General features: G+C 32.4%; 20 protein-coding genes and 1 tRNA gene. 16 read left to right on the top strand and 5 right to left on the bottom strand.

Annotation, left to right across the window (positions count from 1 at the left end):
• Positions 1-39 precede the first annotated feature (39 nt).
• The 9 genes from ACX12B_RS07685 to ACX12B_RS07645 are packed head-to-tail and all read left to right on the top strand — an operon-like array spanning position 40 to position 8,100.
• Positions 40-276, top strand: coding sequence for a DNA-directed RNA polymerase subunit N (locus tag ACX12B_RS07685; RefSeq protein ID WP_014962586.1), 237 nt, complete (start codon positions 40-42; stop codon positions 274-276).
• A 1-nt stretch (position 277) separates the two neighbouring features.
• A complete protein-coding gene (gene eno, locus ACX12B_RS07680) occupies positions 278-1,516 on the top strand; it encodes a phosphopyruvate hydratase (protein WP_459353437.1) in 1,239 nt (412 codons plus the stop codon).
• Between the two features lie 7 nt (positions 1,517-1,523).
• Complete coding sequence (rpsB, locus tag ACX12B_RS07675; protein ID WP_459353436.1) at positions 1,524-2,147, top strand: 30S ribosomal protein S2; 624 nt, start codon at positions 1,524-1,526, stop codon at positions 2,145-2,147.
• Between the two features lie 26 nt (positions 2,148-2,173).
• Positions 2,174-3,115, top strand: coding sequence for a mevalonate kinase (gene mvk, locus ACX12B_RS07670; RefSeq protein WP_459353435.1), 942 nt, complete (start codon positions 2,174-2,176; stop codon positions 3,113-3,115).
• Positions 3,116-3,138: 23 nt separating this feature from the next.
• A complete protein-coding gene (locus tag ACX12B_RS07665) occupies positions 3,139-3,882 on the top strand; it encodes an isopentenyl phosphate kinase (RefSeq protein ID WP_459353434.1) in 744 nt (247 codons plus the stop codon).
• Entirely contained in the window at positions 3,882-4,532 is a 651-nt protein-coding gene (gene idi / locus ACX12B_RS07660; protein ID WP_459353433.1) for an isopentenyl-diphosphate Delta-isomerase, read from the top strand. Before ACX12B_RS07665 ends, idi begins: the two co-directional genes overlap by 1 nt.
• Complete coding sequence (locus tag ACX12B_RS07655) at positions 4,519-5,499, top strand: polyprenyl synthetase family protein (RefSeq protein WP_459353432.1); 981 nt, start codon at positions 4,519-4,521, stop codon at positions 5,497-5,499. The genes idi and ACX12B_RS07655 overlap by 14 nt, the downstream gene beginning before the upstream one ends.
• Positions 5,500-5,518: 19 nt before the next feature.
• The gene (locus ACX12B_RS07650) at positions 5,519-7,225 is read left to right on the top strand and encodes a glutamate--tRNA ligase (RefSeq protein WP_459353431.1); all 1,707 of its coding nucleotides are present in this window, start codon (positions 5,519-5,521) and stop codon (positions 7,223-7,225) included.
• Positions 7,226-7,230: 5 nt separating this feature from the next.
• Positions 7,231-8,100, top strand: a complete 870-nt coding sequence (locus ACX12B_RS07645; protein WP_459353430.1) for a fumarylacetoacetate hydrolase family protein — start codon at positions 7,231-7,233, stop codon at positions 8,098-8,100.
• Here ACX12B_RS07645 and ACX12B_RS07640 read toward each other — a convergent pair.
• Positions 8,092-8,868: a GNAT family N-acetyltransferase gene (locus ACX12B_RS07640; RefSeq protein WP_459353429.1), complete on the bottom strand. Its 777-nt coding sequence runs from the start codon at positions 8,866-8,868 to the stop codon at positions 8,092-8,094. The two genes, ACX12B_RS07645 and ACX12B_RS07640, sit on opposite strands and share 9 nt — an antisense overlap.
• A gap of 41 nt (positions 8,869-8,909) precedes the next feature.
• Between ACX12B_RS07640 and ACX12B_RS07635 the strand changes: the two genes are divergently transcribed.
• From ACX12B_RS07635 to ACX12B_RS07615, 5 genes are all read left to right on the top strand, one after another.
• Positions 8,910-9,218 carry a Rieske (2Fe-2S) protein gene (locus ACX12B_RS07635; protein ID WP_459353428.1) on the top strand — a complete coding sequence of 103 codons (309 nt, stop codon included), beginning with the start codon at positions 8,910-8,912 and terminating at the stop codon, positions 9,216-9,218.
• A gap of 35 nt (positions 9,219-9,253) precedes the next feature.
• Positions 9,254-9,523 (top strand): UPF0147 family protein, encoded by a 270-nt coding sequence (locus tag ACX12B_RS07630; protein WP_459353427.1) that lies wholly within the window; start codon positions 9,254-9,256, stop codon positions 9,521-9,523.
• A 25-nt stretch (positions 9,524-9,548) separates the two neighbouring features.
• Positions 9,549-10,310, top strand: a complete 762-nt coding sequence (locus ACX12B_RS07625; RefSeq protein WP_459353426.1) for a class I SAM-dependent methyltransferase — start codon at positions 9,549-9,551, stop codon at positions 10,308-10,310.
• A 40-nt stretch (positions 10,311-10,350) separates the two neighbouring features.
• A complete protein-coding gene (locus tag ACX12B_RS07620; protein WP_459353425.1) occupies positions 10,351-10,698 on the top strand; it encodes a hypothetical protein in 348 nt (115 codons plus the stop codon).
• A 69-nt stretch (positions 10,699-10,767) separates the two neighbouring features.
• Complete coding sequence (locus tag ACX12B_RS07615; RefSeq protein ID WP_459353424.1) at positions 10,768-11,154, top strand: hypothetical protein; 387 nt, start codon at positions 10,768-10,770, stop codon at positions 11,152-11,154.
• Positions 11,155-11,206: 52 nt separating this feature from the next.
• Here the strand turns inward: ACX12B_RS07615 and ACX12B_RS07610 are convergent.
• Positions 11,207-11,278 (bottom strand) — tRNA-His (locus ACX12B_RS07610).
• 281 nt (positions 11,279-11,559) lie between these two features.
• On the opposite strand from ACX12B_RS07610, the gene ACX12B_RS07605 reads away from it, so the two are divergent.
• Together ACX12B_RS07605 and ACX12B_RS07600 are read left to right on the top strand one after the other, a co-directional pair.
• Positions 11,560-12,582 carry a magnesium transporter CorA family protein gene (locus ACX12B_RS07605; RefSeq protein ID WP_459353423.1) on the top strand — a complete coding sequence of 341 codons (1,023 nt, stop codon included), beginning with the start codon at positions 11,560-11,562 and terminating at the stop codon, positions 12,580-12,582.
• Positions 12,583-12,648: 66 nt separating this feature from the next.
• Positions 12,649-12,912, top strand: coding sequence for a hypothetical protein (locus ACX12B_RS07600; RefSeq protein ID WP_459353422.1), 264 nt, complete (start codon positions 12,649-12,651; stop codon positions 12,910-12,912).
• Between the two features lie 47 nt (positions 12,913-12,959).
• Here the strand turns inward: ACX12B_RS07600 and fsa are convergent, their stop codons facing one another.
• Genes fsa through ACX12B_RS07585 form a run of 3 tightly spaced genes read right to left on the bottom strand, consistent with a single transcriptional unit; the run spans position 12,960 to position 16,263 of the window.
• Positions 12,960-13,628, bottom strand: coding sequence for a fructose-6-phosphate aldolase (fsa, locus tag ACX12B_RS07595; RefSeq protein ID WP_459353421.1), 669 nt, complete (start codon positions 13,626-13,628; stop codon positions 12,960-12,962).
• Positions 13,625-14,599, bottom strand: a complete 975-nt coding sequence (locus ACX12B_RS07590; RefSeq protein WP_459353420.1) for a transketolase family protein — start codon at positions 14,597-14,599, stop codon at positions 13,625-13,627. Before ACX12B_RS07590 ends, fsa begins: the two co-directional genes overlap by 4 nt.
• The gene (locus tag ACX12B_RS07585; RefSeq protein WP_459353419.1) at positions 14,596-16,263 is read right to left on the bottom strand and encodes a ribulose-phosphate 3-epimerase; all 1,668 of its coding nucleotides are present in this window, start codon (positions 16,261-16,263) and stop codon (positions 14,596-14,598) included. The genes ACX12B_RS07590 and ACX12B_RS07585 overlap by 4 nt, the downstream gene beginning before the upstream one ends.
• Between the last annotated feature and the right edge of the window lie 164 nt (positions 16,264-16,427).

Raw genomic sequence — 16,427 nt, 5'->3', positions numbered from 1 at the left:
TGCATGGTTTTTATAATCCTTGATTACTTTTTCGTTCGTATGTTAATTCCTGTTAGATGTTTTACGTGTGGAAATCTAATTGCCGACAAATATGATGATTATCAAAATAAAATCAAAGCTGGAGAAGATCCAGAAAAAACTCTAGATTCAGTTGGAGTTGAGAGATATTGTTGTAGAAGGATGTTACTAACTACTGTTGAAACAATTCAACAAGTAATTCCATTCTATGAAGCAATTCAGAGAAGAAAACAAGAAGTTCAATCTGAGTTAGAATAACTTGACCAAGATCACTTCAATTGAAGGACGTATTCTATACAATAGTAGAGGAAGTAAAACAATAGAAGTAGATGTTGAATCTGATGGAAAATATTTGGGAAGAGTTTGTGCTCCATCAGGTGCAAGCGTTGGAAAATATGAGGCAGTAAGTTTTCGCAATGGAAAACCTGAAGAGAGTCTTCAAATTTTAAAAGAAAATTCGCAAAAATTTATCGGTTTAGAATCATCGGATCTAAAAGTAATTCATGATACTCTGAAAAGTTTTGATAGTTCATCAAACTATTCTGAAATCGGGGGCGCACTTGCTTTTGCAGTAACAATTGCATCCATGGAATCAGCCTCAAAAGCACTTGAACAACCATTATTCAAAACACTATCAAATGAATCATCATTCAAATTTCCATTTCCTTTAGGAAATATTTTAGGAGGAGGAGCTCATGCCGGACCAGGTACACCCGACATTCAAGAAATTTTAATTTGTGCAACAGGTGCAAAAAGCATTGAAGAGGCAATTGAAACAAACTTAGCAGTACACAAAGAATTACGTATTGTTTTAGAAAAAGAAGATCCTAGTTTTACAAATGGTAGAGGAGATGAAGGGGGATGGGCACCAAAATTAGAAAATCAAAAAGCATTAGAAGTTTCTGCAAAGGCTTGTGAAAATTTAGGATTTACTTTAGGAAAAGAAGTATCACTAGGAGTTGATTTTGCATCATCAACACAATGGAATGAAGAAAAATCAAAGTATGTGTATGATAGAGCAGGTTTTGAAAATACAACATCTGAACAAATAGATTTTGCAGCAGACATTATTGAAAAATTCAAATTAATTTATGCAGAAGACGCAGTTCATGAAGAAGCATTTGAAGACATGTCAGAATTAACAGCTAAATTTCCAAATACTTTGATTACAGGAGACGACCTTACAGTTACAAACAAAAGTATTCTTTCAAAAGCTATTGATATGAAATCATGTAATGCCGCAATTTTGAAAGTTAATCAAGCAGGGAGTCTTTATGATGCCCTAGAATTTGCAAATCTAGCAAATGAAAACAACATTAGATTAATCACATCACACAGATCAGGCGAATCTACAGATTCACAGATTTCCCATATTGGCCTTGCAACAAAGTCAAAATTGCTTAAAGTTGGCGTTGTAGGAGGAGAAAGAGTGGCAAAATTAAATGAATTATTACGCCTATCAGAGCATGATTTAATACGCGGTATGGCAGAGATTTAAAATCGCTATGAGCCAACAAGCAGAAACAACAGACATCAAGAAGAAGATCCTATCTACAGGAATCAGAGTAGGTACTCAAGTCAAAACAAAATTCATGAAACCATTCATCACCAAGGCTAGTCCAGAAGGACTCTACATGCTCGATTTAGATATTACACTAGACAAGATCAAGACTGCAGCCAAATTCATCAACAGATTAGGGGTCGAAAATCTCATTGTATGTTCAGGTAGACAATATGCTGAAACACCAATTGAAAAATTCTGTGAAACATTAGGCTCTAAAAAATTACTTGGAAGATTCATGCCAGGAACCCTGACAAATCCATCATTACCATATTATATTGAACCAAAATTAGTTTTAATTTCAGATCCTCAAGTTGATGAACAGGCAATCACTGAAGCAACTAATGCAGGCATTCCAGTAATTGGAATTGCAAATACAGACAACATAACATCAAATATCGATGTAATCATACCAGCAAACAACAGAGGAAGAAAAGCATTAGCTACAGTTTACTGGTTATTGGTACGCCAAATTCTCATTGAAAAAGGAGAATTAAAAGAAGATGATCCAATGAGTGTTGAAATTGATGATTTTGAAACAAAGATTACCGAAGAGGAAATCGAATAAATAAATCAAAAACTTAAAGTGTTTACTTGAAGTCAAAAGCATCTGCTCCAGGAAAGGTTATTCTTTTTGGAGAACATTTTGTTGTATACGGAGTAAAAGCAATTCTTTGCGCAATTAACAAAAGAATTACAGTTACTGCAGAAGAGATTAGTGAAAGAAAAATTTCAATTAAATCCAATATTGGTGAACTTGAATTAGAACCAAACAAACCAATTTCAGAAATTAATTCGCCACTAAAACCATTTTATTATTTAGCAAACAATCTAATCCAGAATAAAAATTCTGGAATCAAGATAGATGTAGAATCAGATATTCCATTAGGAGTAGGTTTAGGTTCATCATCTGCGTGTTGTGTAGCAGGAGCAGCTGCAATTTCAAAATTGTTTGAAGATATTTCAAAAGAAGAAATTTTAAAACTTGCAATAGAGGCTGAAAAAACAATTTTTCAAAATACTTCAGGCGCAGATTGTACTGTTTGTACTTTTGGAGGATTAATGGAGTATGATAAGAAAAATGGATTCTCAAAAATAGAATCTGAACCTAATTTTCATCTAGTTATTGCAAATTCAAATGTCGAGCATTCAACAGAAAACGTTGTTGCAGGAGTAAGAAAATTTAAAGAAAATAATGAAAAAGAATTCTCAAAATTATGTGAAGATGAATCAGTTCTTATTGAAAATGTCTTAGGATCACTAAAAGAAAACAACATTAAAGATTTAGGGCAAAAAGCAATACAAAATCAAGAATATCTGGAGAGAATCGGAGTTTCAAATGACAAACTTAGAAACATGATTCAGATAGGACAAAAAGCATCATTTGGAGCAAAAATTACGGGTGCAGGTGGAGGAGGTTGTATTTTTGCCCTCACTGATGAATCAAATTTAGAAAATACCATAAAAGAATTCAATGAAAAAAATTATGAATGTTTTTCTGTAAAAATTGATTTCAAAGGACTGGATACTTTTTAATTATATAGATAATTTGGAACAACATGATTCTCATAAAATTGGGCGGTTCAATTATTACAAATAAAGAAAAACCATTATCTGCAAGAAGAAAAACAATAGACAACCTGGCAAAGAGTCTCAAAAAGATCAAAGAGCCAATAATAATAGTTCACGGCGGAGGATCTTATGGACATTATTGGTCTGTCAAATATGACATGCACACTAAAGAAAGAAAATATGATTTGAAAGGGGTTTCAATTATAAAAAACTCCATGATAGAATTAAACAAAATAATTTTAGATTCATTTCTAAAAAACAAATTAAATCCATATTGTCTTCCACCTACAGATTTTATGACAGGGAACAAACCAATAACAAAAAAAGTAAAAGAAGTTGAAAAAATTTCAAAATCAGGCTTGATTCCAGTTACTTTTGGAGATGCATTATGGTATGGACAAAATAAGACATTCATTTTATCAGGAGATAAAATAATGACTCATTTTGCAAAAATTCTAAAACCTAAACTTTGTATTTTTGCTTTAAATGAAGATGGAGTGTATTCTGATCTTAAATCTAAAAAACTAATTCACGAATTAAAAGGAGAACGTCCATCTATCTCTGAAAATAAAATGGATGTGACAGGGGGGATGACTAGAAAAATTGAAGAAGCATCAAAAATTTCAAGGATGGGAATGAATGTATTTTTTGTAAATGGAAACAAACCTGAAAGAATCGTGAAAGCGATTAAAAATAGGAAATTTGAGGGAACGTTGTTTAGAGGAAAATAATGACTGACGAATTCGTTATACTAGTTGATGAAAACGACAACCCTATTGGAAAAGAAGAAAAAGTAAAATGTCATTTACCTAACGGGAAACTTCACAGAGCATTTACTGCATTATTGTTTGATGAAAGTGGAAGGTTGGTTCTAACAAAAAGAGCAAAAGAAAAAATGTTGTGGCCAGGAGATTGGGATGGCACATTTGCAAGTCATCCTAGAGAATCAGAAACGTATGTTTCATCAGGAGAAAGAAGAATGCCTGAAGAATTAGGAATTGAAGGAAAGTTGTATTATTTACACAAATTTGAATATCATGTACCCTACAAAGACATAGGTTCAGAAAATGAAATCTGTGGAACATTGATTGGAGTCATTGACAAATCTACAGAATTAAAAGAGATTGAAGGAGAGATAGATGAAATTAAATGGATTTCAGCCAATGAATTGCTTTCAGAAATCAAAACAAACCCTCAGATTTATTGTCCATGGATGCTAATTGCATTAGAACTGCTGGACAAATCAGATAATTCTATGCTAGAAAAACATGCAAATATCTTATCTACATGGATGACTAGTGAAATTCATGAAGGATTGCAAAATGCAATCAAAACACATTTGCCACAAGAAAAATGGAGATTAGTAAATGAAAAAAACTAAACAGATTGAAAAAAATGCAAAAATTGTAAACAAGTATCTTAAATCAAAATTAAAAGGAAATCCAAAAACACTCTATGACGCTGCAGGTCACCTTATCATTAATGGAGGAAAAAGACTTAGACCATATATGGTAATTAGAAGTTGTCAAATTTTAGGTGGAAAAGTTTCCAAGGCAATGCCAGCTGCAAGTGCAGTTGAAATGGTTCATAATTTTACTTTAGTTCATGACGACATTATGGATAATGATGAGATGCGTCATGGCGTACCAACTACACATAGAAAATATGGCATGCCAATTGCAATTCTTGCAGGAGATGTATTATTTTCAAAAGCATATCAAGTAATTTCAGATACTAAATTATCACCAACTGCGACTACACATCTTATTTCAAGACTTGCAAAAGCATGTGTAGATGTTTGTGAAGGGCAATTATTGGATGTCAAAATGGCAGAAGAAAAGAAAATTCCAACACAATCCCAATACATTACAATGATTGGAAAGAAAACTGCTGCATTGTTTGATGTATCATGTGCAATGGGAGCTATATGTGCAACAAATAAGATTAGAGATATTTCAAATCTTTCTTCATTTGGAAGAAATCTAGGAATTGCATTTCAAATTACGGATGACTTGATTGGAGTAATGGGAGATCCTAAAATCACAAAGAAACCAGTAGGTAATGATCTTCGTGAAGGTAAAAAATCACTTCCAATTCTAATGGCAATAAAGATTGCAAAAGGTAAAGACAAAAAAATTATTTTAAAGGCATTTGGAAATCCAAAAATTTCAAGAAATGATCTAAACAAGGCAGTAGATGTAATTCGTTCTTTAGGTATAGAGGATAGTGTTAGAAAACAGGCATTAAAATACGCTGAAAAAGCTGAAAAATCACTCTCAAAATATTCAGGCTCGGCAAAAACTGAACTTATTGCATTATTAGATTTTGTAGTAAAGAGAAGTGTCTAGACACATCAGGTAAATCACAATGGATGAAGAAATAAAAAAAGAAATTAGAAAAATGGCTCTTCAGAATGCTTTTGAGCATGGAGGTCAAACTCAAGATAAAATTATTTTAGGGAAAATTCTTGGAACAAAACCAGAATTTAGAACCAAAGTAAAAGAAATTTCTCCTGAAATTTCAGAGATTGTTGCATCAGTGAACCAATTATCATCAGAAGAACAACAAAAAGAGATGGAAGAAAATTTTCCAGAAGCGTTAGTTCCTAAAGAAAAAATCGAGGAAAGAGAAGGACTACCAGAACTAAAAGATGCAGAACATGGAAAAGTTGTTACACGATTTCCTCCAGAACCAAATGGTTATCCACACATAGGACATGCAAAAGCTGCAATAATTAATTCAGAATATGCAAAGATGTACGGAGGGAAATTCATACTTAGAATGGATGATACAAATCCTGAAGCTGAAAGAATGGAGTACCATGCGGCAATTAAAGTAGGACTAGAGTGGTTAGGAATAGAATTTGACCAAGTAAAAAATACTTCAGACGATATGGAATTATTTTATGAAAAAGGAATTGAGTTAATTAATTCTGGAAAAGCATACATTTGTACTTGTAAAAGAGAAGACATCAGTAAGAATCGAAGAGAAAGAAAAGATTGTAAATGCAGTATGGAAGATATTGGAAAAAATAATAAAAACTGGGAAAAGATGCAAAATAAATTCAAACCAGGAGAAGCAATAGTTAGATTTCGTGGAGATATGAAAGCAGATAATGCAGTTATGAGAGATCCTGTATTATTACGAATTATTGATGAAAAGCATTACACAGTAGGGGACAAATACAGAATTTGGCCTAGTTATGATTTTGCAGTAGCAATTGAAGATAGTGTAGATGGAGTAACACATGCATTTCGTTCAAAAGAATTTGAATTGCGAAAAGAGCTTATCGATGCAATTTTAGATGCACTAGGCATGAGGAAACCTCAACAAGGCTTTTTCTCTAGGCTCGAATTCAAAGGAATGCCAATATCAAAGAGAATAATCAAGCCGTTGATTGAGGAAGGAAAAGTTTCATGGTATGATGATCCTAGACTGCCAACTTTAGAGGCACTTAGACGAAGAGGAATAAAACCTGAAGCAATTAGAAAGTTCATCATGTCTTTAGGATTAACTAAAGCAAACACACTTGCTCCATTTGATGCACTTGAAGCATTCAATCGAAAATTCGTGGATGCAGATAGTATGAGATTGTTTATGGTAAAAGATGCCAAAAAATTAAAGGTAAAAAATTTGCCAACATCAGTGGTTGAGATTCCCAATCATCCAGTAAATGACATGGGAAAAAGAAAAATCGAAATTACTGAAGATTTTTACATTTCTGGGGATGATACAGAATTAATTAAGGAACAATCATCAATTAGGTTGCTAGGATTAGGTAATGTTAAGATTACAAAAGTCAGTGATGAGTTTGAAGGAGAGTTTGTAGAAGGAGATTCATCCAACATACCAAAAATTCAGTGGGTACCTCAAAAAACAGCTCACGAAATCAAAATGATTATTCCAAATATTTTGTTCAATGGTGAAGAATTTAATGAAGACAGTTTAGAAGAATTAGACGTTTATACAGAACCTCAATATTTACAATTAAAAGAAGGAGAAGAGATTCAGTTTGTTAGATTTGGATATTGTAGAAAAGATTCACAGAATCAAGCAATTTTTACACACAAGTGATTGATATGAAAATAGCACGATTGTTATATGAAAATAATGAAACATATGGATTTGTTAAAGGGGACAAAGTTGCAACAAAAGATGAGATAACTTATCTTACAGGAGTTCCGATTCCATATAATGTAAAAGATTTTCTTTTTGATGGATGGTTTGACGAAATAAAAAATAAAATACAAGATTTGCCTTATGAAGAAAATCTCTCAAAGTTCAAACTATTAGCACCAATTCCAAATCCAAACAAGATAATCTGTTTGGCGTTTAATTATGTAGACCATGCAAAAGAGCAAGGATTAACAGCACCTGAAGATCCGGCAATTGTGATAAAACCCAGAACCGCTCTTAGTGGAAACAATTCTCATATTGAATGCCCAGATTTTGTCACACAGTTAGATTATGAGGTTGAATTAGCCTTGATAATTGGGAAAAATTGTAAAAATATCAGTCCTGATGAAGCTAAAAATGTAATTTTTGGATATATGGTATTCAATGATGTTTCCGCCAGAGATATTCAGTTTAAAGATAAACAATTCACAAGAGGAAAAAGTTTTGATTCATTTGCTCCATGTGGACCATGGATCACAACTGCAGATGAAATTCAAGATGCACAAAATCTAAAATTAACAACTAAAATTAATGGAGAGTTGAGACAAAACTCATCCACCAGCAATATGTTTATCAAAATACCTGAAATAATCTCAAAAATTTCCAAAGTTATGACATTAGAAAAGGGAGACATTATTTCAACGGGTACACCCGCAGGAGTTATGTTAAACAAACCAAATGCAGTGTTCTTAAAAGACGGAGATAAAGTAGAGATGGAGATTGAAGGTCTAGGAATTTTAAACAACACAATAAAAGTTGTAAAATCAAGATAGATTTTTTCTTAGCAAGTGAAAAGAAAGTTTTTGCTCTAAAAGATCGGATTTCTGTAATTTTTCTTTAGTTAAAATTTGAATGCGAGTGTAATTATTTTGCATGGCGTGGTTTTGTAAAAATAATAATATTTGTGAGGTAGTTTTTTGAGAACCTGAAAACAATGTAACAACAAGAGTTTTTTCAAAATGTTCAGAATCAGAAAGGATTGCAGTAGATACTGTATCATCTATTTTTGATTGAATTATTTTGTTTTGTTGAATAAATTTAGAGATGGTTGTATCATTAATTGGAAGCCACCTCCAAGATTTGACATAATGAGTACAAATATGATGATCTAAAGAGTTTGCAAAAACGATATTGAAATTTGAGTTTTTTTTAGGCTCAAGAGAATAAAAATTCCAAGTTTGGAAAATTTTATAATTCAAGGATTGTGCCATAGAGAGAGAAATAGAATTTTCAACATCAATTAACATAAATGAAAATAATGCACCATTTCTTTTTCCTATAGATTCAACATGATTAACTAATTCAGATGCAATTTTTTGTTTACGAAAATTTGAATCAACTCTAATTCCCTCTATCCATATTTGATTTTCTGAAAAAAATGCATGGCAAAGACCAACTGGAAATTGTTTCTCGTAAACAAACAACAAATCTTCATTTAACCAAAAATCCCAAACATGCTCAACATAATCACCCCAAGAAAAAGTATTTTGACAAAATTTTAAAACTTGAAGTTTATCAGAAGATTTTGCATTTCTAATCATATATACGAAAAAATATTAAGTCTTGTAAGATAAAAACTTCGATGGGAAAAATTATTGCAGGAAAAACATCAGATATTCCTCCTGGAAAAATGATCAAAGTATCCATTGATGGAAGAGACATACTAGTTGCAAATATTGATGGAGAATATTGTGCAACAGATGACTCGTGTACTCATTCTGGTGCAAGTCTTTCAGAAGGAAAATTAGATGGTTGTATAGTAACATGTGGATGGCATGCAGCAGAATTTGATTGTAAGACAGGAAAACTGGTTAAATTTCCAGCAAAAATTAGAGATTTAACATCATACAATGTTACAGTTGAATCTGATAGCGTATTTGTAGAGATGTAACTATATACTTCTAATTTTTAAGAAAAGGTGGAAAAATGGCTGACGACCAACAAAACAAAGAATCAATGAAAGAAGCAATTGAGACATTAAATCAGATTATTGGTAGCAGTTCGACTCCAAAAACAATAAAAAAATCCATTACAGATTTGATTGCAGATTTGAATAATGAAGAATATTCATTGTCAGTAAGAGCTGCAAATACAATCAGTTTGCTTGATGATGTAACACAAGATCCCAATATGCCATCATATGTCAGAACACAGTTATGGCAGGCAGTGTCCAAATTAGAAAGCATAAGAGAATAAATTCTCGTTTTTAAAATAAGAATTATTGAAAATTGATGAATATCTAGAGACTCTTCCTGAAAATTTACTAAGTGGGGAAGATGTACAATTACCAGAAAAATCCCTAAGAGAAATTTTCAAATTTGTTGAACTAGAGAAAGAGGATATTTTCTATCATTTAGGATGTGGAAATGAAAAAGGAATCGAGATTGCAGTAAAGGAATTTCAGGTAAAAAAAGCTGTAGGAATAGACAATAATAGTGAAAAAATTGAAACTGCAAAAAACAAGCTTGAAGAAAAACAAATTCAAGCTGAATTAAGATGTCAAGATGTTTTAGATTCAGAAATTTCTGATGCCACGGTAATTTTGTTTTGGTTTACAGATGAAAATATTACAAATCAGATGTTAAAAAAATTTGAAGAACTAAAACCAGATACAAAAATAATTACTATTTGGGGACCATTACCAGATTGCATTCCAAATAAAGTAGATTTTCCATACATCATAAACAAAGTACCATTTACAAAAGCAAAAAACATGCAAGAGCAATTATTAGCAATATTTGGTGTAAAATGTGTAGATTTTGTTACGGCTTGGGAATTTGCAGAAAGATATACAAAAGCAATCGGATCACCGGAGATCAAAAACGATCGATTTCTTACAATTATTCAAACCTTAGTCATATGGATCAATGCAAAAAAGTTAGGGGTTGCATGTGGGGACGACATCCCAGAATCTATTCAAACATACATTAAACTCATGAAAATGAATTTTGACATAGACTTTGAACCCATGTTAAAAGAATAATTCGTGTAATCCTTTTATTTTGTTTTTACATAAATCAATCATGGATGGAAGAATGCACATCAACGTATCAGCCGTAGATTATGATAAAACAAGTAAAGCGCTAACAAGGCAACTATCACTATTAGAAGAGATGGTTCATAGTGAAGAAGATTTTGTTATGACAGACTCTGAATTTGCGTTTGGATGGCATTTTTTTGTATTAAGTGTAAATAAATCACTAATTCAAAAATTAGTGGATATAATGGGTCCTGATTTTGAAAAATTAAAGGGTAAAGGAACGGAAAAAAAGTTTCTTACTTGGTTGACCAATAATTTAGAGAGTAAATCACCTAGATTCAAGCTTGCTATAAAAGAAGAGATGGAATCAAGTAAATTTGGAATATTCTAAGTGAGTTCAGGATATTAGATTTGATACAGTCATGATCATATTTTTTAATAGTAAAGATTAATGAAAAAAATGGAAGATTATAAAAAATTTTTAGATGTTTTGATGGTTTCAAACAAAAACGTTAGGTTTTCAGCAATTTGTAGTTTAGATGGAGAGTTATTATTTCAAAAACGCCGTGACGATATTAGAAAATTGTTTTCTTTAGAAGAAACAAAAGAGCAATTGAGTAGAACTATTGAATCATGGAAATCACGTGCAGAGATTAAAGATAAAGTTGGAAAGCCTCTGTATTCAGTCACATCATATGAAAAAATTAAGAGAATGACCATTCCTATTGATGATGAACATTTACTCTTTATCAGTATGGATAACAACAATGAGGAAGTAGAGATGTTCAAAAATGTCGACATAAATGATATCTCAGCATTATTAGAAAATAAACCTACAAAATTATGAGTTGTGTTTTATGCGGAATAATTTGTTCTGTATGACTCTAAAATAAAAGGAGGGCCCTCGAGGGGAATCGAACTCCTGTCCGAGGATCCACAATCCTCTATACTAACCACTGTACTACGAAGGCCACAAATTAGAAAAAGAGATTATCCAGTAATAATCTTTGATTTTTTATGAAAATCGGACTGTAGATTTATTATTAACTAGGTGAAATTTCTATTATGAGATTTTGGTGGGTTGCAATGGCCATTACAATCGGACTAACATATTATGGTGGAATGTACCTACTTCCATACAAGTAACAAGAGCCTAAAATTTTTGTACAGTTCTTTATTTCACAATCAATTACAGATTTTGTCAGGCTCTTAACGATCGCTTTAAATTTGTTGTATCAGGGTATTTTTCGACATGAAAAAAGGATTCATATCCAATAGATTACGTTCAGGTAGAAAAACCACAGAGAGTTCTATTGAGAAAAAAATTGAAACTATACATGCAGAGAAGTTTGTATGGATAGACCTACAGAATCCAGATAGAAATGATGTTGAAGAACTTGCTAAAAAGTACAATTTCAATGCTTTAAACATTGAAGACTGTATGACAAAATTTGAGCTTCCAAAATTAGATAGTTATGATGATCATTTCTTTGTAATTCTTCATTTTCCACCACTTACTCAAAAAGTTGGAATTTCAAAAAATAGTCAATTATCCATATTCATAGGCAAGGATTTCCTAGTAACTGTTCATCAAGGAGATCTAAAACCACTTGTAGAATTAGTAAACATTTGCAAATCAAATTCAGATGAACAGAGAAAAAATAGAATATTACAAAAATCTTCAGGATTATTACTTCACGAGATCATAGATGTGTTAGTAGATGATCTTTTACACACCTCAAGAAAGATGATTGCAAATTTAGATGAAATCGAAGATAGAGTGTTTGATGAGACAAAACCAGTAGCAAGAAGTATTGCATTACTTAGAAGAGAAATTAACAGACTAAGAAGAATAGCCACACCATTAAAGAAATTTGTTTTAGAAATTACAAAAAATGTAAAGAAATTCTCTGAAAGAGATGAAGAAGATCTTTCATTATATTTTGATGACGTAATTGACCATATTGACAAGGTAATCGAAACATTGGAAGAGTCAAGAGAGACAATGGAAATTTACAAAGACACAGATTTTGTGTTAAGTACAGAAAAAACAAACAAAGTACTTGCAGTCTTGACCATTATATTCACATTAGCAATTCCAGCAACGGTAATTGGAACATTTTATGGAATGAACGTAAATTTACCAGGAGGGGTTGATGAAAACCCAATGTTCTTAGGACCATTTACAACTTTCATAATTGTAATTCTTGCATCAGCAATTCCAGCAATTATGATGTTTACATATTTCAAAAAATTAGGCTGGATCAATAACTAAAGATAGTGAAATTGGATCTTGTTCAAAAATGATCTTAGATAAATACCAGATAATTTAACTAATTTCATGGGCAAAATCAAAATACGAACTGGAAGGGGAACAGGAACTATTGAGGTTGATGATGCAAAACAAAAAATCTCAGGAGATGAATTTAGAAAACTCCAAGCAGAAAAGAAAAAAGCCGCAGGAAATACTAGAATAAGTTCTGGTAGAGGAACAGGTTCTAGAAAACTTAGCGATGTACCAGAACCAAAAGATAGACCTTCAACAGAAGGAATGACTCGAAGTACAGGTAGAGGAACAGGTTCTAGAAAAAGCAGAGGTAAGTAGTATTCCTCAAAACTTCATTTTTACAATAGTATTCAAATAAAATTATCTTATATTTTTACGTCTGGATTTTCTGCTTTTACTTTTTCCCAATCTTTGAGGAAGTTCTCTAAACCAATTTTTGTCAATGGATGTTGAAGCATCTTATCTAATACTCCAGGAGGCAAAGTAACTACATCAGCTCCAATTTTTGCAGCATCAACTACATGCATTGGGTGACGAACACTTGCAACTAGAATTTCAGTTTTTAGATGAGGATAATTTTTAAAAATTTCTTTAATGTCTTGAATAAGACTCATACCATCTTGACCAATGTCATCCAATCTTCCAATAAATGGACTAACATATTTTGCACCAGATTTTGCAGCAAGTAGAGCTTGGTTTGGAGAGAAAACCAATGTGACATTCACAGGAATTCCTTCAGATGAAAATGATTTACATGCTTTTAATCCATCAGGAGTCATAGGAACTTTAACAACAACATTATCACCATATTCACGTAGTCGTTTTCCTTCTTCAATCATTCCAGAAAATTCAGTACTAACAACTTCAAGACTTACATCACCTTTGATAATTTTAGTAATTTCTTCCATTGCATCTTTAGGATTACCTTTTTCTTTTGACAGAAGAGAGGGGTTTGTAGTAATTCCATCAAGTAGTCCCATATCATTGAATTTTTTTATTGATTCTAAATTGGCAGTATCAAGAAAGATTTTCATAGTTTTTTACTCCTAATTTCTTTGACTTGTTTTACCATATTAAAAGATGTTATTCCATGCTTTTCTAAAAGTAAAGGAATCTCATCATCCCTAGCAGATTCACCAAACATATCTTGAGCACCAATTCTCTTAATGGGTACAGGATATGATTCAGAAACAGATTCAGCAACTGCAGAGCCCATACCGCCTACAATATTATGTTCTTCAGTAGTAACAATACATCCAGTTTCACGAGCAGCTTTTTCTAAAATTTCATTATCAATTGGTTTTATAGAAAACATATCCAAGACTCTACAAGAGATTCCTTCTTGTTGAAGGGTTTCAGCAGCTTCCAATGCCATTCGGACAGTAATTCCACATGCAGCAATGGTACAATCAGAACCATCCCTCAGAGTAATTGCTTTTCCAGTTTCAAAGTTTTGAGAATCTGAATGAACCAAAGGTGTTTTAGATCTTGCCATTCTCATATAAAATGGCCCATACTCATTTGCCATTAAAGAGGTCAATTTAGAAACTGCAACTGTATCTGCAGGAATAAAAACTCTGAAATTTGGAATTACTCTCATTATTGCAATATCTTCAATTTGCTGATGGGAACCACCATCAGGTCCAACTGAAAGACCACCATGTGAAACTACAAATTTTACATTAAGGCCTTTTTTTCCAGGTGGAGAAGGGTAAGCTACATTATTTCTAATTTGATCTACTGCTCTTCCAGGTAAAAATATTGCATAAGTGCTTGCAAAAGGAATTTTTCCAGATACTGCCAATCCAGCAGAAGTTGTAACAAGGTTAGCCTCTGCAATTCCAACATTGAAAAATCTATTTGGAAATTCTTTTCCAAAACCAGATGTTTTTAGAGAATCAGTAGTATCAGCTCCTAAAACAACAACGTTTGGATTTTCTTTTCCAAGTTGAATTAAAGATTTTGAATATTCTGAACGCATATCAGTCATTACTGGATCATTCAAAGGTATCCTCTCTCCTGTGCAATTTTTTTAATTTGTTCTTGTTTTTCACCAACAACATGTAATCCAATCCATTTGTTCACTAATTCAGTTCCACCTAACTCATTTGCTTTGTCAAGCAATAGTTTTCTTCTAGAATATAGTACTTCATTTCTGAAATCTCTAATTGCAATGCGTACATCTTGTTGTCCAACAATAGCTCCTCCACCAACAAATGCACGAGCACCATCTGCAAAAATTGAGCCAATATTTTCAAGATTCACACCACCATCAGCCTCAATATATCCTGAAAAATTATGTTCTTTTAAGATGATATTCAATCTAGCCATTTTAGCATGTGTTTCCTCAATGTATTTTTGACCAGATTTTCCAGGAACCACAGACATGACAATGAGTTGATCAAGAGAAGACAAGAATTTGTAAGACCATTCAGGTAATTCAGTGTCAGGATTTATTGCAAAACCAACACCAACTTGATTTTGTTTTAATACATCATGAATTTCTCCAAAACTAGATTCATCAGTTACTTCCGCATGTACAGTGATAATATCACTTCCTGCATTAATGTAATCTCGAACATGTTTTACAGGATCATTAATCATCAAATGAGAATCAAATGGTATTACAGTAAGCGGGCGTAATTCTTTGATTTTGACATGATCAAATGTTTTGTTTGGAACAAATTGACCATCCATAACATCTAGATGAATAAAATCAGCCCTTCCAGAAACACATCTTTTAACTTCATTTTCAAGATTTGTCATATCACCAGCAATAATTGATGGTGCAATCATGAATTGAGAATCTAATTCCATATTGATAATTGGAACAACATCAGAGTCAGGTGCTTTTCCATGCCATGCAGGATTGTCTTCCATATGTTCAACAGATTTTCCTTTAATGGTTCTTGAAATAATTATTGTCGGTACACCTTTTGTTGCATTTGCTTTTGTAATAGCTGAATCAATTTGTTCAATTCGATGACCATCAATTTCAATTACATTCCAACCAAAAGATCTCCACTTGTCACCAGTTTTCCATCTAGAAGCATCTTTCCACATTTCAGAAAGATCATCACTCTCTAATTTTTTATCAAGAGGCATAATTTTTTCAGTGTAAGAATCTTGTTGTATAAAATTTCTATCAAGAAAGACAGTAAGATTATCAACCTTGTATTTTGAAGCAGTCATAGCAGCCTCCCAAATCTGACCTTCATCAGATTCACCGTCTCCAATAATCGTGTAAACATGATAATCTTTAGAATCAATTTTTCCTGCTAGTGCAATTCCGACTGAATATGATAAACCAGTACCTAAAGAGCCACCACAAAATTCAACGCCAGGACATTTCAAATCTGGATGACCTTGTAATTTACTTCCAAATTTTCTCAAAGTTTCAAGTTCAGATTCTGGAAAATATCCTGCAACTGCCATATTTGAAAACAATCCTGGAGCGGCATGACCTTTTGATAACACTAATCGATCTCTATCTTCCCATTGTGGATTTTTAGGATCAAACTTTAGGTGTTTGTTAAATAGACAGCCTAATATCTCAGCCATTGAAAATGAACCACCAGGGTGTCCCGAACCAGCAGCATTAGTGGCTTTGATAACTAGTTTTCGGGCTCTAAGAATATTCTTCTTAATTTGATAATAATTGAGCCCCATATCGATCGTTTTGACTTCAAATTTAATAAAAATCTACTCTAAAATACACTTACAAAAAATTCTAGAGAATCAAAAATTAGAATAGATCACAGTTTTCAGAATTTACAATAGTTTAATTACAGTATAATCTTTCAAAGTTTTGAAAGATATGTCCTTTGGAGAAG

Source organism: Nitrosopumilus sp. S6, from assembly GCF_054515815.1.
This window is presented reverse-complemented; position numbering and strand designations above follow the sequence as displayed.

Bases quoted from the DNA above. Each gene is read 5' to 3' on its own strand.
- ACX12B_RS07615 (WP_459353424.1), top strand. From the start codon at position 10,768: ATGGAAGATTATAAAAAATTTTTAGATGTTTTGATGGTTTCAAACAAA.
- fsa (WP_459353421.1), bottom strand. From the start codon at position 13,628: ATGAAAATCTTTCTTGATACTGCCAATTTAGAATCAATAAAAAAATTC.
- idi (WP_459353433.1), top strand. From the start codon at position 3,882: ATGACTGACGAATTCGTTATACTAGTTGATGAAAACGACAACCCTATT.
- ACX12B_RS07655 (WP_459353432.1), top strand. From the start codon at position 4,519: ATGAAAAAAACTAAACAGATTGAAAAAAATGCAAAAATTGTAAACAAG.
- ACX12B_RS07605 (WP_459353423.1), top strand. From the start codon at position 11,560: ATGAAAAAAGGATTCATATCCAATAGATTACGTTCAGGTAGAAAAACC.
- ACX12B_RS07600 (WP_459353422.1), top strand. From the start codon at position 12,649: ATGGGCAAAATCAAAATACGAACTGGAAGGGGAACAGGAACTATTGAG.
- ACX12B_RS07635 (WP_459353428.1), top strand. From the start codon at position 8,910: ATGGGAAAAATTATTGCAGGAAAAACATCAGATATTCCTCCTGGAAAA.
- ACX12B_RS07650 (WP_459353431.1), top strand. From the start codon at position 5,519: ATGGATGAAGAAATAAAAAAAGAAATTAGAAAAATGGCTCTTCAGAAT.
- ACX12B_RS07640 (WP_459353429.1), bottom strand. From the start codon at position 8,868: ATGATTAGAAATGCAAAATCTTCTGATAAACTTCAAGTTTTAAAATTT.
- ACX12B_RS07620 (WP_459353425.1), top strand. From the start codon at position 10,351: ATGGATGGAAGAATGCACATCAACGTATCAGCCGTAGATTATGATAAA.
- ACX12B_RS07685 (WP_014962586.1), top strand. From the start codon at position 40: ATGTTAATTCCTGTTAGATGTTTTACGTGTGGAAATCTAATTGCCGAC.
- ACX12B_RS07665 (WP_459353434.1), top strand. From the start codon at position 3,139: ATGATTCTCATAAAATTGGGCGGTTCAATTATTACAAATAAAGAAAAA.
- ACX12B_RS07585 (WP_459353419.1), bottom strand. From the start codon at position 16,263: ATGGGGCTCAATTATTATCAAATTAAGAAGAATATTCTTAGAGCCCGA.
- ACX12B_RS07630 (WP_459353427.1), top strand. From the start codon at position 9,254: ATGGCTGACGACCAACAAAACAAAGAATCAATGAAAGAAGCAATTGAG.
- ACX12B_RS07645 (WP_459353430.1), top strand. From the start codon at position 7,231: ATGAAAATAGCACGATTGTTATATGAAAATAATGAAACATATGGATTT.
- rpsB (WP_459353436.1), top strand. From the start codon at position 1,524: ATGAGCCAACAAGCAGAAACAACAGACATCAAGAAGAAGATCCTATCT.